This is a genomic window from Pseudomonas sp. Pse35, from assembly GCF_024519715.1.
In the GTDB taxonomy this organism is placed as follows: domain Bacteria; phylum Pseudomonadota; class Gammaproteobacteria; order Pseudomonadales; family Pseudomonadaceae; genus Aquipseudomonas; species Aquipseudomonas paracarnis.
Map to the genome: position 1 here is coordinate 70,355 of NZ_JALJRP010000013.1, position 15,878 is coordinate 86,232.

Consider the following 15,878-nt stretch of genomic DNA (forward strand, 5'->3'; position numbering starts at 1 on the left):
TAGAATGACCGTTATCTCTGGAGATCCGACGACTCAGCTGGCCTTCTCGATGTTCGAGAACAAAGGGGTATATGCCGTCCTGGTCGGCTCCGGCATTTCCCGGGCTGCGGGTATTCCTACGGGATGGGAGATCACGAAAGAGCTGGTGGAGCGCGCAGGTGTTGCAGCGGGCGCGCGCCCTCAAGATGACTGGGTTCAATGGTATGTCAATACGACTGGCCAACAGCCCAACTACTCAGTCCTGCTGGAAGAGCTCGCCAGCACGCAGACGGAACGTCGAGCCATCATTCAGGGTTTTCTTGAGCCCAGTGCTCAGGAGCTTGAGGACGGACTCAAGACCCCCACGCCGGCTCACCGCGCGATCGCCTCAATGGTCAAGTCGGGCCACATTCGCGTTATCGTCACCACGAACTTCGATCGGCTCATGGAGAACGCACTACGCGAATTGGGCATCGAACCCACTGTCGTAAGCTCCGAGGACACCCTTTCTGGCGCAGAGCCTCTGACTCATTCTCAGTGCTACGTCTTCAAGATCCATGGTGATTACAAAGACGCCAGGATTCTGAACACTGACGCAGAACTGGGTGTGTACCCAACACCCTTTAACGCGTTGCTTGACCGAATCATCGATGAGTTCGGTCTGATCGTCGCGGGGTGGTCGGGTGAGTGGGATCATGCATTGCGGGCAGCATTTCTGCGCGCGCCTAGTCGACGGTACCCCACGTTCTGGCTCTCTCGCGGCCGGTTGTCCGACCGTGGCCAGGAATTGATTGATCAGCGTAAAGCCGTGGTCATCACCTCAGGGGATGCCAATACCTTTTTTACCGGGCTGAACGTCAAGCTGGAGACCATCCAGCAGTCCAGGCAGCTGAATCCGGTGGGAGCGGATATGAGCGTGGCAATGGCCAAACGATTCCTCGCGCGGCCGGAACAACGTATCCAGATGGACGATCTGTTCTGTAATGAGACGCGCAAGGTGATCGGACACTTCGCGTCTGTGTTTGCAGGCGGTCAAACGCGGCACCAGCATCAGCCCATTGATTGGGTTCTTGACTATGAATCGATAACAGAACCCTTGGTAAGGCTAGCTGCCGTCATCGGACGTTGGGGATCTGACAACGAACACAAGCTGGTATTAGACGCGATCGGTGCCCTGTACGCTGAGGCTCAGAAAGCCCAGGAAGGTTTCAAGAGCTGGCTGGATCAAAAGCACTACCCCGCTGCCATGGTGTTTTATGGGTATGGGTTGGGTTTGACGAAAGCCGGTCGGCTGGGCGAGTTGTTTAAATTGTTCGATGCTCCGCTGCAGAACCAGCGACGTGGCCGGATCCTATCGATGAATGCGGAGCTTTCACCTTTCCTTATCGAGAGCAACAGCCGCCAGATTTGGAACACCTTTGAAGGCCAGGAGCGCGCTAAGGCCCCCTTCAGTAACAGGCTTGCCGGTGTGCTCGTCCCACGATGGGCGCCTGACTTTGCGGGAATTGAATCAGCAGAGCTGCTTTATGAGCGTTTCGAGTTCCTTTGCTTGCTTCATTTCTTGAAATTGCGAGACGTGAACCAAGAGTCGCTGAGCAGCATGATTGAGCGAAACCAAACTAGCCAGATCAGCCTAGGCCGGATCTCTCTAGTTGAGGACAGGATCATACGATTGGCGCAGGAATATTCAACGGATGAACATCGAGTGCCACTACTCGAAGCAGGGTTTGCTTTTGGCAGTGAAAAGTATCTGCAGGACGTGCTGGACGCCCTGCAATCAGCTGCGGGCTGGTAGCCGCCGAACTCCTACCAAGTCCTTGCCTGCCGGCTTATCGGACCCCTTTAGTGTTGTCTCATCGACGGCTTCTTCATCATGAACCGTATCAACCTCTGATGGAGCCCAACAATGAACACCAACACTTCTGGCCAACCTCGCATGCTGAACCTTGAGGAGTTCGCCGCTCTCATCCGCAAAATGCGTGAGGTCGTCCAGTGGTCACAAGAAACCTTGGCCGAGCTCGCAGGCTTGAACGTGCGGTCTGTGCAATGCGTTGAAAATGCCAAGCCTGCTACCAGTTTCGGCTTGGCACCCGGAGCACGGCGACCAGCTTGCGGATTGAGCAGGTTGATCACGCCTATCAAGCTTTAGCTGCAGCCATCCATGCAGTTTCCCCTTCAGCATGCCAGCCTCGCTCGGCTAGCTGCTGAGTAGCATCCAAGATCCCGACGTCACCAAAAAAACGATGTGGTTCCCGGAAAATGGATGCCAGCAAGGGACACCTTGCACAACCCCGAATCACGATTCCAGTACGACAAAAAATGCCAACACGTCCGGATACGGGAAATTGATCGCGGCGTTACCGATGATGTAGTGCTCACGCGTAACCCGAGGCAGGGCGAGGTCGACCAATGGTTGAGTCATCCCGGGGACGAGGCTAACGCGGGTCTCGGAAAACTCGGTCTATGAACATCAATCGATGAACAGCCGCATTCATTTCTGGAGCATTAAGCCAGGGGCGTTCTCCCGATGAGCGATTCATGAACATTTGACATCGCCCACTTTTAAATAATGTATTATGTCGGATATGTTCATAAGCGACGTAAGTCACTGATTCGACGAATTCGTTATTACGCCTACTCTCCCAATGAGCCATGTCCATAGTGCTCATGACGAGTCCTCTTCAGGTCAACGACTACCGCTGCTCGGGCAAGCTGGTGACGCGCGCCGTTGCCCATGCTTGTCCGCTCATGTACGTCCAACTCAAACTCAGGCGCCGCGTTTTCAATACTGCGGCGGCGCATCTACGAGCGATCCAGGCTTTCTATAGCTACGCAAAAAGCCGATACCTGGATAAGGGCTGTGCGCTCAGACAAGGTGATGCTTGGCACCGAGTGAGGACTGCGCAGCTGAAACCCTCATCTTTGATCGTGACGGCGCCGTTGCTGGTATGCACAGATCTTCAGGATTCTGTCATGGTAATGGCTCTTCATAATTAACATAACTGTCGTTGTGTTTAATTTTGAGGGCTGCTAGCATCGAAATTGCCACGTGGCATTTTCGAGGAGAAAGCTCTCATGCAACTCTCTGTGCGAAAGGCGTTCCTGGAAGACGGGGCCGTCCTGATCAAAGGTTTTCTGAACAAAGATCAATTGGCTGAGTGCCGGGCAGCCTATGACTGGGCAGTCGAGAATCACGGCCCTCATGCAACCCGAATGTTCGACGGGACTGAGCAACAGTCCCATGTTGACAATGCCAACCCCGTCGCCAAAGCCCGTCTTGAAGAACTCGTAACCTCCCTGCCCTTTGGCCAGCTGTTTGCGCAGCTCTGGGGCTCGGAAAACGTGTGGTACTTCGCCGAAGAGGTGTTTCTCAAAGCAGGTGGGCGCGGATCTCGCACGCTTTGGCATCAGGACACGTCTTATCTGCCATGGGCCGGAAGCCACTGGGCCAATGCCTGGATCAGTTTTGAATCAGTGCCGAAGAAAAACGCTTTGGAAATCGTTCGAGGTTCGCACAAAGGACCACGCTACGACGGCACTACGTTTCGCGATCCTAACGATCCGACTCAACCGCTGCATGGCGGCGACGCATTACCACGCCTGCCGGATATCGAGGCGCTGCGCCAAAACGATCCCGAATCATTCGACATCATTTCGTGGGCTACCGAGCCTGGCGATATCGTCTTGCTGCATCCGGGTTCACTGCATGGTGGCGCTCCAGTGGATGAAGCTTTCCCGGATCGTCACACCTTCGTTTTCCGTTTCTTTGGCGACGACGCCACCTTCCATCCTTTACCAGAAAACAGCGCGAGCGGTTACCCGCAGCAAGGCGTGCTGTTTACTGAAGAGCTGTCGACCCTGAAAGCGGGAGACGGCTTCCGCCACCCAACGTTCCGCCAATTAATATAAAAGGAGCATTGCCATGAACACTCAAGTCCTGCAGCGTCAGTCCTTCAACCCTGGTCACACCCAGGCAATCTACGACAACTTCCACTTTTCCCAGGCAACACGCGTCGGCAACATGATCTGGGTGTCCGGCCAGGTCGGTATCGACGAGGCCATGGTTCCCGCCGAAGGCATCCAGGCGCAATCCCATCTGGCGTTTCAGTCTTTGCGGACCATCCTCGAAGCTGCCGGCGCAAGCCTGGCTGATGTCGTCGAGTTGATGACGTTTCATACCGATCTGCAGGGCGAAGTGCACGCCTTTGGACAGGTAAAGGACGAATACTTCCCTGAACGTTATCCAGCCTGGACCGCTGTCGGCATTTCACAACTGGCAATGCCGGGCTTGCGCGTGGAGGTTCGGGCCGTCGCGGTGATTGGCAGCGGTCGAATCTGAACGATTGCATGATCGCGACGTGCCAAGCCAAAATGGCGTTCGCAGCCGCTGCCGGCTCAACGCCTTCAACCAACGGAATCACTTTCTCTCATGCATGATGCTCAAGCGCCTTCCACGGATAGTCAGCACTCCAAAGACAGTGATTCAGCGCCCGCCCCACGTCGCGGCCGCCCGGTAGGTAACCGTCTGGAAAAACGCGGTGAACTGTTGACTGCAGCCATCGAAGTCATTGCGCAGGAGGGTTATGCCGGGACGTCTCTGCGCAAAGTTGCCAGCCATGCCGGCTGCACCACGGGCGCCGTGACCTATTACTTTGCCAATAAAGAAGAAATGATCACGGCGGCGGCGCAGAGTCTGTTTGACGAGTTCGATCACTTGCTGGATGCCGATCAGGAAAAAGTCGATATCAGGGCAATGATCGAGCAGTGGTTGAACCTGACTCAAGCCAACGACTCGGCGCGTTGGCTGGCCCTGTTTCAGATGCTTGCACACGCCCGGCACGAACCGGTGTTTGCCGACGTAATCCAGAAACGTTACTCGCGCTTTCGCGAGGATCTCGCAAGCATTCTGGGCAAAGGACAAACCCAGGGCATCATTCGCAAGGACATTGCTGCCGATCTGCTCGCCGATCAGCTCAGCGCGCTGAGTGACGGCTGGATGATGATGTTGCCAATCGAGCCAGAGCGATTTGAAGCCAAACGCAGCAAGGCCTTGATGGATGCGGTCATCACGCTGATCAGCCCCGCTCGCTAAACCCTACCCTGCCCTCAGGCATCCAGAAGATTCGCTTCATTTGCGCAGCGAATCCTGCTTGATGGCGCCCGCCTATCTCTCACCCCCTCGGTTAATCGCCATTGCGCCGATTTCACTTTGCTGAATTCCTGTTCCGTCATATATTTGCATAACATCTGTGATTATAACTAAAAGACGGAGGTGACGATGGATGCGGATCTCGATGAACTGTCGACGCAATCACGACAGCGACGATTGTTATTGCAAGCGGTTGGAGGCGCGGCCCTCGCCGGAGGGCTCGGTGTCACCGGGCGTGCGATGGCGCAAACCCAACCTTTAGACACCTCGATACTGGATGTGGTGATCATTGGCGCAGGCCTGTCCGGGCTTACGTCTGCCAGAGACCTCCAGGCCGCTGGCTGCGAGTCGTTTGTCGTGCTTGAAGCCCGCGATCGCGTCGGTGGTCGCACACTTAACCATGACCTAGGCAATGGCGTAATCTGCGAGGCCGGTGGGCAATGGATCGGCCCCGGTCAAACGTCAATCGCCGATCTGGCCAGACAGCTTGATGTCGCAACCTTTCCTACGTACTACAAGGGCAAGGCGGTCTATCTGATAGACGAGGTAACAGTCCAAGAGGACGTCAGCGATGGTCCGAATTCCAATACTGACATCGTCGCAAAACTGAACAAACTCGCCGAAGGCGTCCCCAGCAAAGCGCCGTGGAAAGCCAAGGATACGGGTGAGCTGGACAAACTCTCGATTGGCCAATGGCTGGCCGGGCAAGGCATCAGCAATGTCGACAAGATCGGCTTCAACATGTCCGTGAGCCTCACCTTCGGTACCACGCCGGCCGGCATGGGGCTCCTGCATTACCTGGCGATGATCAACTCCTCTGACTGCCGTCTCGAAAAGCTCGAAGGTGTCCAAGGGGGTGCACAGGAATCACGTTTGGTAGGCGGCTCGCAAATCCTCAGCTTGAAGATGGCGCAAGCTCTCGGAGAAAAAGTCCGATTGGCGTGCCCAGTGCGCAAGATTGTCGGTTGGGATCGTGATGTCGTCGAGTTGCATACCGATCAGGGCATCATGCGCACGCGGCAGGTGATTGCCGCGCTGAGCCCGGCGCTGTGCAATCAGATCGTCTTCGATCCACCCCTGCCCTCCGGGCGTGCCGAGCTGCATCGGCATTGGCCGGCCCATGCACCGATGCGCAAGACCGTGCACGTCTATGAGCGCCCGTTCTGGCGCGACCAAGGCCTCAACGGCCAGATCGTGCAAGTGGAAGGTCCGCTGATCTGGGCCTTTGACAATTCGCCGGAGGACGGCAGCCTGGGTGTGCTCAGCGGCTTCGTCAGAACTGGCCAATTACCCCATGACCCCAAAACCGCGCAGGACACCTTGTCGGCGATCTACGCCAGCGCCATGGGCGAACAAGCCCTGCACCCGATTCAGTTTCATGATCTGGACTGGGGCAAGATCGACCCGTGGAGTTTGAGTTGTATTTCCCCCATGCCTCCCGGTTTCTGGACGCAATGGGGCGAGTATCTGACGCCGGCGGTCGGCCGCATGATCTGGTCGGGTACCGAGACTGCGCAGATCTGGGCCGGGGCAATGGACGGTGCAGTCCGCGCCGGACATCGCGCGGCAATGGAAGCGCTCCAGGCGTTACTTCAACCTCGGAGGAACGCCTGATGAAGCGGATTATGATGGTTGGAGCCATCGTTGTGAGCGCAGCGTTGGCCGGATCAATTGCGATGTATGGACCGGAACTGTGGGCGGGCTATCGTTTCATGCAGGCCGTGGATCAGCACGACGCTGCATACCAGGCCAATGGCGGTGCGTGGCCACAGTTACAGGACACCTGCGCGCTTTGCCATGGCGCTAACGGTCAACCGCGCGACGCTCAATACGCAGCGCTTGCAGGGCAGACCGCAGCGTACATCGAAAACCAGTTGCACGCGTTTGCCGAAGGACGTCGCCACAGCGCACAGATGGAGCCACTGGCGGCCAATCTGACGGACGAGCAGATCAAACGTCTGGCCGCCTATTTTTCCGAACAGAAACCTGGTGTGACTGAAGTCCCGACGAAGGATGATGCGCTGGACCAGCGCGGTCAGCGTGTGGTCGCCGCCAACGGGTGTGCAGCCTGCCACGGCGAAAAACTCTCTGGCGGCCCCCTGGCTCCGCGTATCGCCGGACAAGGGCAGCTTTATCTGAGCGATCAATTGAGCGCTTTCAAGTGTGGCCAACGCACCGATCCGACGCAGGCCATGAATGCCATGGCGGGCACCCTGTCCGATGAAGACATCAAGGCCGTGGCGCATTATCTGGCCAAGCTGAACCCTTGATCCTGCACGGGCAAGGATGCCCCCCGTCCTCCTCTGCATCACGCAAAAAAGCCCCCAGAACGGCGGCTTCGAACACTTCAACTACCCCTCAGCGCGTTTGCAGAGCTGCCATTGCGCCCTTCGCGCGCTCCAGCGCGCAATACGCGTAATACAGGTGCACCAGCAGATAAGCCCAGGTCGTCAGTGCAAGCACGTAGAAGTTCAGCAGTACATTGCTATCGTCGCCGGGGATCTTGTAGAAGTCGTAGATGCACGCAATGGTCAGTGAGGCGAGCATGCCAAACATCACTCCGATCGCGTGCAGTGACTCTCCAACGGTTGCCAGGCGTACTGCGAAATACACCAGGTAGACCGAAAATATCATCCACATCAGCACGTAGAAATACGGTAGGAGCGGGACCAGAACCTTGGCCGAGATCAACGCGAGTGTGCCCAGCAGAGCGCCGGCAAACATCATGAGTTCCTTGCCCACAGACGGCTTGTAGACATGCGTCACCGCCATCAGCCCGAGCGCGGTAATCAGCGGAATCCCAAAGGCTCTGGAGAACGCGTCGCAAAAGTATGAAATCAGGTACGCATGCTCCGATCCCGTCAGGAAAAAAACCAGGAAGTTTGTTGCGGAAAAGGCAACCACAAACCACTCCAGAGCCAGTAGCAGGTTTCTTTTCTTCAGAAACCTGATGCCGAAGGTCAGCCCATTGGCAAGCAGCAAGAAACAGGCAAGGCACAGCACAATATTTCTCGGTTCCATAACGATAGCCTCGGTACAGCTGACAGATAATTTGATGGATTAGCGGGGTTGAGGAACGAGTGCGGCCAGATAAGCCGCAATCGCTTGGCGCTCCTGCGCTGACAGCGCTGCGGCCATGGCTTGCATGGCACCACTGGGCTCAATGCGCTCGGCGCTGGCAAAAGCGTTGAGCTGGGCCAAAAGGTAGTCCTGCCCTTGTGCAGCCAGGCGTGGGAAGGCGTCTTGGCCCATCAGTTGGGCACCATGGCAGGCGGTGCAGCCTCGGGTTTGCACCAGTTGTTTGCCCTGATCCCTCAGCCCCTCGTCAGGACTGACAGCCGCATGGGCAACGACCGATTGCCGGGCATAAAAATTCGCCAGTAGATCAATATCATCCGGGCTGAGGGTCATCGCCAACGGCCCCATGTTGGGCGCAAGCCGTTGTCCGCTCGCAAAATTGCGCAACTGGGCAGACAGATACGCGGCGGGTTGCCCGGCCAGGCTCGGATACCTCGAGTTCATCGAGTTACCGTGGCTGCCATGGCAACCGGTGCAGGCATCGGTCAGATGGGGCCAGTTTCCGCGTTCGGCCTGGTAGGCCTCAGTGGAGGTGGTGATGTAACTCTGCAGCCGATACAGATCGAGCAGATCGCGGCCAAAAATCGCCAATAGCACCGCAATGACCACGATGACGCCAAGCGCTATGATTTTTTTCATTGCCGCCTCCTACACCCTACGTAATGCGTTGAGCACCTGTAAGGCGCTGTGGCGTCCGGCGCGCACGGCACCGTCCATGTAACCTGCCCAGATGTCAGCGGTTTCGGTGCCCGACCAGAACAGATTGCCGCAGGGCGGACGCAGTGCCTCGCCATGTGTCGACCAGAAACCGGGGGGAATCGGCGACACGCACGTAATGGTCCACGGGTCGGCATGCGCCCAGTCATGATCGTGATAGGAAACCGGCTCGAGCGCTGCGTCCCCCAGGGCACGTGCATAGATTTCGGTCTGCATACGCTTCGCGGCCTCTAGGTCGGTGGGGGCTGCGGCATTCAAAATGAACGCATTGATCACACCGATTTCGCCGTTTGGCGGCGAGTTGTCGTATGCCCAGATGACCGGCCCACCGACCTGAATGATATGGCCGTTCAAGCCTTTGTCGCGCCAGAAAGGCCGCGGGTAGACCATTGTGGTCTTGCGTGCCGGCGAGTGCGCCGGCCAGGCTCGCTGCAGGGCGGCGCGGGTTTCGGGCAGCGGTGGATCGTACTGCAGGCGTTGGCACAGTGCTGGATGAATCGCCATGATCACGCGCCGGGCGCGGATCTCGCCCTGATCCGTTTGCAGTCTGACGATGTCGCCGTTCCAGTCAGCAATTTTGCGCACCGGGCACGACAAGCGAACCTTGTCACCCAGCAATTGCGCCATTTTGCTGCTGAGAACCTGTGAACCGCCGACGACCCGCGTCCCTTGCGCGCTGTCCTTGATCGAGTCGAGCCGCATGTATTCGCTGCCGGCCGAATTGATCATCGACAGAAAATGCAGAAAGCCCATCTTCGCTGGTGTGACGCCGCAGGTCAGGAGAAAGCTGGCATTCCACCCTGCGCGGTCTTCCGGTTTGATGTTTTGCTGAGCCAGCCAGTCGCCTGCCGAGAGCTTGTCCAGTTCGGCCAGTCGGGGGGATTTCCATGGCGCGCCGCACGGCACATCACGCGACAGCTCGCTGAGTTTTGCCGAGACGCTTTCGTCGGTACCGAAGGTGCCTTTCAAATCGACGGCGACACGTCCATCGCCACCGAGGATCACGGTTTCCCCCTCATAGAAACTGGGAAAGGTGCCGACCTCAAGCTCACGGGCCAGGTCCGCTACGGCGGTTTGTCCGGGGCCGATCCACTGGCCTCCGGCCTCGGAGATATAGCCGGAACCCAAGTCATGATTTAGCGTGCGGCCACCGACACGATCACGCGCTTCAAGCACCAGCAGCGACTCGCAACCCGCCAGATGCAGATCACGAGCGGCGGTCAAACCAGCCAGGCCGGCACCGATGATCACCACATCAAACACATCGTCCGGGTTGTCTTTGAGCAGCGCATCGGCGGCAGTGGCCAGGCCAATGTTCAAACCGATCGATCCCACGGCGGCAGTGGCACCGGCCAGTTTAAGTAGTTGCCTGCGCTTCAAATCAGGAGGGGCGTCAGTGCTCATGTTCGTTGCCTCACATCACGTTATTGTTGAATTGAACGCCCGTGGCCGAGCGTGGGTGCGGCAGTAAAAAAGGGGTGACGAAAACGCAAACATTCGTTTGTCTTTCTGCAGGCGAACGCCTACCGGCCCCAGGACTTCAAGGTCAGCGTCATCATGCAAACTCAGCGTGTTGGTTCTATAAGCCTCAGCCGTCAGGCATGAGGGCGCGCAACTTTGCGGTTGGTGTATTCGTCCAGCAGATGTGCCCCTCCCAGCGCCACATTCACGGCGCACCACTGCAGCGGTTCGGGCAGGGTTTTCGGGGTTTTATGCCGCAACGCGGCGAGCAGCGGATGCTCGATACCGCCGATTCTTTCCGCCAGCAGGTGACCGATCAGCGACTGCGATGCGACGCCGTGTCCGGAGCAACCCGCGGTATAGAGAATGTTGTGGTGCGACCCGGTTTCGCCCACCACCGGCAACGCGTCGTAGGCCATGCTGACGTAACCACTCCAGCACGCTTGAATGCCGACACCGCGTAACGTCGGGAAACGCACGCCAAGGTTGTCTTGCAACGCGCGGTAGGTCACCTCATCGGGAATGTTCGGGGTTTTCGAGCCGTAGGCATAACCCAGCCGTTTAGTGGTCATCAGCAGCGTATTGCGTGCGGTCAGGCGATGGCTTTCCATCACCAGGTGCGGCGTGGTCAACCCTTCCCGCCCTGCCCAGCCCAGCGATGCCAACTGCTGTGGTGTCAATGGCTCGGTTTCGACCGCCGACACTCGAAATGGAACGACTTTGTCGCGCAGAAGACCGAGTTGCGGCGTATAGGCATTGGTGGCCAGCACCACTATCGGCGCGCTCGCCTGCCCGCGTGGCGTCCGGCAGGTGATCGTCGACCCGTCGGAGTACGACTCAAGCTTGGTGTTTTCATACAGCCTCACTCCCGCCTGAAGTGCAGCGCGGCGCAGGCCCATCACATATTTGCCAGGGTCCAGCGTACCGCCGTGGCGTTGCAGGCAGCCAAACAGAAAGGCCGGTGGAATGCCCCGCGCGCGCATTTGTGCCTGATCCAGAAACTCGGTTTGCGAACCCAATTCGTGGCCCACGGCCATGCTTTTGCGCAGCCTTTTCTCCTGCGACGGATGGATGCCCGCCCTGATGATGCCCGATGCGTTGTAGTCGCAGTCGATCTCCAATTCGCGTAAGCGACCTTCGACGTAGGCGACAGCTTCGTCATAGAATTTGACGATTTTTTGCGCTTTTTCCTTGCCAACACGTTTCAAGAATAACTCGAACTCAATGCCGACGCTGCCGCCCAGATAGCCGGCATTCCGCCCGCTGGCGCCGAAACCGGCAAACGCCTGCTCCAGCACCACAACCTTGGCCCCCAACGCCGTCAGTTCCAGGGCGGTGGACAGCCCGGCGAAACCGCCACCGATCACGATGACGTCCGCGCTGACATCGCCCTCAAGCTCGGGTTGCAGATCAGCCGGAGTTTCGACCCAGCCACCCAGCCGACGGAAATGCCCGCCGGCGAAGTGGCTTTCCAGCTCTCGTGATTGGTAGGTCATGGACATGTGATGTGCTCCTATCGACTCAGGATGTGAATAGCGACGGCTGCTTCCTCTACACCTTGCAGACCGCCACCGTTTTCCTGGATGGCATGCCGCGCACCGGGTACCTGGCGTGCACCGGCCTCCCCGCGCAACTGGGTGGTCAGCTCGTACAACTGACCGATCCCTGTCGCACCCAGCGGATGGCCCTTGGATTCCAGGCCGCCAGAGGGATTGATCGGCAGGCGACCACCCAGGGTGAAATCGCCGCGTTCGGCACACACCCCACCCTCCCCCAGCGGCGCAAGCCCGAGGTTTTCCGCCTGGATGATTTCGCCCATGGCCGAGGCGTCGTGCACTTCGGCCACGTGCATGTCCTGCGGGCCAAGGCCGGCGATTTCGTAGGCTTCACGCGCTGCCAACAGGCTGACGTGCTTGTGCGGCTCGTCGAGCCCACGCAGGGTGAAGCTGCGGATCACGCTGGCGGCGATCCGCACACAACGTTTCGGGTCGGCACCAATGCGTTTCAATCCCGCCTCGGTACAGAGAATCGCGGCGGCCGCGCCGTCGGATAACGGCGCACACATCGGCAGCGTGATCGGATAAGTGATCGGCGGCGCGGCGAGCACTTCTTCAATGGTGAAGGTCTTGCGAAATTGCGAATACGGGTTGTGCACCGAGTGTTGATGATTCTTGGCGCACACCGCTGCAATCTGTCGCTGAGTGGTGCCGTAGGTCTTCATGTGCCAGCGACACATGGCGGCATAGATGGCCATGAACTTGCTGTATGGACGATCGGATTCCGAGCCCGGCGGCACCACGATGCCCTCGCCCATTTTCACCAGCGTCGCGTAGTTTTCCTCGGCGGTGGAAACGTCCCAGCCGGTTTCGAACAGGGCCAGCGCCCGCGCCTTGTCCGGCACGTTCATTTTCTCCGCGCCCAACGCCAGGGCTACGTCGGTAGCCCCCGAGCGCAAGCTCTGCACTGCCAGATGAACCGCGGTACTGCCCGAGGCGCAGGCGTTTTCGACGTTGTACACCGGCACCCCTTCGAGGCCGATCTTGCTGCACAGCACCTGCCCGGGAATCGACAGTTGCCCTTGCAGATGACCGTTGGTGATCCCGGCGTAGAACACCGCACCGATATCGGCGCGCAGGGCACCGGAATCGGCGAGTGCGCCTTGCAAGGCCTCCAGCGCCAGATCCTGAAGGCTTCGGTCCAAGTGGCGACCGAACTCGGTCATGGCAATGCCGGCGATGTAAATAGGTTCCATCAGATCATTTCCCTCAGATACGCCGCTCAACGTTTTGCCAGTAATGGGCACGCAGATCTTTTTTCAGTACTTTGCCGACCGGGCTGCGTGGCAATGCATCAATGAAATCCACGGTTTTCGGCGACTTGACCGAACCGAGCCGGGTCTTGCACAGCTCGATCAACTCCTCAGCAGTGACGGTATGCCCGGCGCTCAACTCGACCACGGCCTTCACGCCCTCGCCCCATTGCTCATCTGGCACACCGATGACGGCGCAGTCCTGCACCGCCGGATGACTCCACAGCACTTGCTCGACTTCACTGGGATAAACGTTAAATCCGCCGGAGATGATCATGTCTTTCTTGCGGTCGGTAATGTGCAGGTAGCCGTGCACATCGAAATGGCCGATGTCGCCGGTGTGCAGCCAGCCATCGACGATGGTTTCTGCGGTTTTCTGCGGATCCTTGTAGTAGCCCTTCATCACCAGATCGCCGCGCACACAGATTTCTCCGGTTTGGCCCTGGCCGAGAATGTCTCCGGCGTCGCTGAGAATTTCCACCCGAACCAGCGGATTAGGACGGCCTACCGATGACAAACGCTCGTCCGTTGCAAGACGTCCACCGTGCAAATGTTCGGCGGGCGGCAGGTTGGAAATCGAGGCCGGCGCTTCCGTCTGACCGTAACCGCCGGCCATTACCGGGCCAAAGGTCTCGATGGCTTGCTTGAGCTTGTCCACCGACATCGGTGCCGCGCCGTACAGGAAATACTTCAACGAGCTGAAATCGACCTTCTGCGCCAGATCCGGAACATCCAGCAGTCGATAGATAACCGTCGGCGGTAGAAAGGTCTCGGTGACCTTGTATTTCGGAATCATTGCCAGCATCAGTGCAGGATCCGGCTTAGTAATGATCACCACGGTGCCTCCGCGCGAGGTGCACGGCAGGGACAGCGTGCCGGCGGTATGCGTCATCGGCGCCGCCGCCAGGTTGACCGGCGGATGCTCATCGGCATATGGGAAATTGATCATAAAGTGCGCGCAGAACGTTTGGATGCTGCGATGAGTGTTCATCACCCCTTTCGGCAGCCCCGTGGTGCCGCCGGTTGGCGAGAGCGCCACGACATCATCGAGTTGATACTCGACCTTCGGTGCCGTGGCCGGCTGATCCGCGATCCAGGACTTGAGCGACGGCGCCCCGGGCAAGTGCTCGTCGATGCAGATCCACAACCGGATTTTCGGCAGGCTCGAACGCAACGCGTCGACGATCGGCGCGAACTCTCGTTGAAAAAACAGCACCTCGCAGTCGAAGGCATCGAGCACGTGACGGTTCTCTTCGGCGCTGTTGCGTGCGCCGATGGGAATCCAGCACAGGTTGGCGCGCCAGAGCCCCAGGGTGCAGGTCCAGGCCACCGCATCGTTGGCCGACCAGACTGCGCCCTTGGTGCCGCCGGGCAGGTCGGCGGCTAACAGCGCGTTGGCGATCCGGCTAGACAGGTTGCGGACTTCGGTGAAGGTGAACACCCGATCGTCCTGGATGTACGCCGCGCCGTGCGGATTGATCCGCCAGCCACGGTCGAAGAAATCAATAATCGCCATGTTATTCACTTCACAGTTGAGTAACGGTTGCGCGGGCCAGGCCACGCTGCTCGAGGAAGCCCAGCAGATAGCGATGACCGAAGGCTTTCGAGGCCGAGGCGAAACCGGTTCTGGCGGTGTCGTTATTCAACAGTTTGACCACGGCTGCGGCGTGCAAGGCCCCGGTGGCGATGTAAGGCGTGATGCCATGCACGGTGGCACGCACGGCCGTCAGTTGACCACGACCGATTGCGAAGTCAACGGTGCGTTGCAGAGTGCTGCGTTCACGCGGTGGCATGCTCGGGGTGGTCGATTGCACGAGGCTCTGGATCACCGCGTCCTGCTGTTCTTTGGGCAGGTGCTTGTATTCGGCTTCCCACTTCTCACCCAGGCCGTGGACCATTTTCATCACCGGGTTGTCGTAGAAGCCGACACAGGACATGCAACTGCGTACCCGGCCATCCTCTTCGTAAAATACCGGTAGTGAAGTGCCGCCCCAAGGCAGGCAGAACACAGCTTCCAGCAGATCAGGACAAACCACGTTGAAGCTTGTGTTCGGCGCATAAGGCACCAGTTCCTTCTCCCACAGGTAGGCGCCGGGGTAACGGACGCCCTCGAAAATGGTCGCCGTTGAACCGACAGTCACCCCAGCGGCACCGGTGCGTGGGCCGCGGGTCAGTGTCGCGGTTTCCAGCGAATCGACGCCCGGTGTTTCCAGGGCCAATTCGGCGGCGATCTCGGCGTAGGTGTACATGTACGCCAGCGATGGCGACAGCAGCAGCCCGGCCTGGCGATACAGCTCGCCGAACTGATCACGCAAGGCTCGAATGTGCGCCTGCTCTCCGGCTGGATCCAGATAATGGCAGCCAGCTTTCAAGGCCGCTTCTACGGCAGTCAGGCCAAAATTTATGAACGGGCCGACCGTGTTGCACACCACGCGCGCACCTTTGAAAACCGAGACCAGCGCGTCGACCTCGTGGGCGCATTCAATGATTTCGTAAGTGGCCGACTCCAGGCCGACGACGCGTTGTGCCATCATTTCCTGAGCGCGGGCGGCGTTGCGAGCGACGGCGGTGAACGGGATGTGCTGGTCGATCAACCAGTCCATGATCAGCATGCCGGTGTAACCACTGGCGCCATAGACAACGACAGGATATTTGGCCATCGGGATTTACCTCATTTGTTATTGT

14 protein-coding genes are annotated in these 15,878 nt (G+C 58.6%); 6 read left to right on the forward strand and 8 right to left on the reverse strand.

Annotated features, from left to right (window positions below; genetic code table 11):
• Positions 1–4: 4 nt before the first annotated feature.
• Positions 5–1,774, forward strand: coding sequence for an SIR2 family protein (locus OC445_RS13610; RefSeq protein WP_090511803.1), 1,770 nt, complete (start codon positions 5–7; stop codon positions 1,772–1,774).
• A gap of 501 nt (positions 1,775–2,275) precedes the next feature.
• On the opposite strand, the gene OC445_RS13615 is transcribed toward OC445_RS13610, so the two are convergent.
• Positions 2,276–2,401 (reverse strand): hypothetical protein, encoded by a 126-nt coding sequence (locus OC445_RS13615; protein WP_262020186.1) that lies wholly within the window; start codon positions 2,399–2,401, stop codon positions 2,276–2,278.
• Positions 2,402–3,054: 653 nt separating this feature from the next.
• Here OC445_RS13615 and OC445_RS13620 point away from each other — a divergent pair.
• The 5 genes from OC445_RS13620 to OC445_RS13640 all read left to right on the forward strand — a co-directional run bounded on the left by OC445_RS13620 (position 3,055) and on the right by OC445_RS13640 (position 7,398).
• Positions 3,055–3,888, forward strand: coding sequence for a phytanoyl-CoA dioxygenase family protein (locus tag OC445_RS13620; protein WP_054896447.1), 834 nt, complete (start codon positions 3,055–3,057; stop codon positions 3,886–3,888).
• A gap of 13 nt (positions 3,889–3,901) precedes the next feature.
• Positions 3,902–4,318, forward strand: coding sequence for a RidA family protein (locus OC445_RS13625; RefSeq protein WP_054896446.1), 417 nt, complete (start codon positions 3,902–3,904; stop codon positions 4,316–4,318).
• Between the two features lie 90 nt (positions 4,319–4,408).
• The gene (locus tag OC445_RS13630; RefSeq protein WP_054896445.1) at positions 4,409–5,071 is read left to right on the forward strand and encodes a TetR/AcrR family transcriptional regulator; all 663 of its coding nucleotides are present in this window, start codon (positions 4,409–4,411) and stop codon (positions 5,069–5,071) included.
• A gap of 186 nt (positions 5,072–5,257) precedes the next feature.
• Positions 5,258–6,742 carry a flavin monoamine oxidase family protein gene (locus tag OC445_RS13635; protein ID WP_198791279.1) on the forward strand — a complete coding sequence of 495 codons (1,485 nt, stop codon included), beginning with the start codon at positions 5,258–5,260 and terminating at the stop codon, positions 6,740–6,742.
• Entirely contained in the window at positions 6,742–7,398 is a 657-nt protein-coding gene (locus OC445_RS13640) for a c-type cytochrome (RefSeq protein WP_054896443.1), read from the forward strand. The genes OC445_RS13635 and OC445_RS13640 overlap by 1 nt, the downstream gene beginning before the upstream one ends.
• Positions 7,399–7,486: 88 nt before the next feature.
• On the opposite strand, the gene OC445_RS13645 is transcribed toward OC445_RS13640, so the two are convergent.
• The 7 genes from OC445_RS13645 to OC445_RS13675 all read right to left on the reverse strand — a co-directional run bounded on the left by OC445_RS13645 (position 7,487) and on the right by OC445_RS13675 (position 15,853).
• Positions 7,487–8,149 carry a hypothetical protein gene (locus OC445_RS13645; protein WP_198791278.1) on the reverse strand — a complete coding sequence of 221 codons (663 nt, stop codon included), beginning with the start codon at positions 8,147–8,149 and terminating at the stop codon, positions 7,487–7,489.
• A gap of 39 nt (positions 8,150–8,188) precedes the next feature.
• The gene (locus OC445_RS13650; protein WP_089041693.1) at positions 8,189–8,845 is read right to left on the reverse strand and encodes a c-type cytochrome; all 657 of its coding nucleotides are present in this window, start codon (positions 8,843–8,845) and stop codon (positions 8,189–8,191) included.
• Between the two features lie 9 nt (positions 8,846–8,854).
• On the reverse strand, positions 8,855–10,327 hold the full coding sequence (locus OC445_RS13655) for a flavin monoamine oxidase family protein (protein WP_054896440.1): 1,473 nt from the start codon (positions 10,325–10,327) through the stop codon (positions 8,855–8,857).
• A 191-nt stretch (positions 10,328–10,518) separates the two neighbouring features.
• Positions 10,519–11,886 carry an NAD(P)/FAD-dependent oxidoreductase gene (locus OC445_RS13660; protein WP_054896439.1) on the reverse strand — a complete coding sequence of 456 codons (1,368 nt, stop codon included), beginning with the start codon at positions 11,884–11,886 and terminating at the stop codon, positions 10,519–10,521.
• Positions 11,887–11,897: 11 nt separating this feature from the next.
• Entirely contained in the window at positions 11,898–13,136 is a 1,239-nt protein-coding gene (locus tag OC445_RS13665) for a thiolase family protein (RefSeq protein ID WP_054896438.1), read from the reverse strand.
• Between the two features lie 13 nt (positions 13,137–13,149).
• Complete coding sequence (locus tag OC445_RS13670; protein WP_054896437.1) at positions 13,150–14,709, reverse strand: AMP-binding protein; 1,560 nt, start codon at positions 14,707–14,709, stop codon at positions 13,150–13,152.
• 10 nt (positions 14,710–14,719) lie between these two features.
• Positions 14,720–15,853, reverse strand: coding sequence for a saccharopine dehydrogenase family protein (locus OC445_RS13675; RefSeq protein WP_054896436.1), 1,134 nt, complete (start codon positions 15,851–15,853; stop codon positions 14,720–14,722).
• Positions 15,854–15,878: the final 25 nt, after the last annotated feature.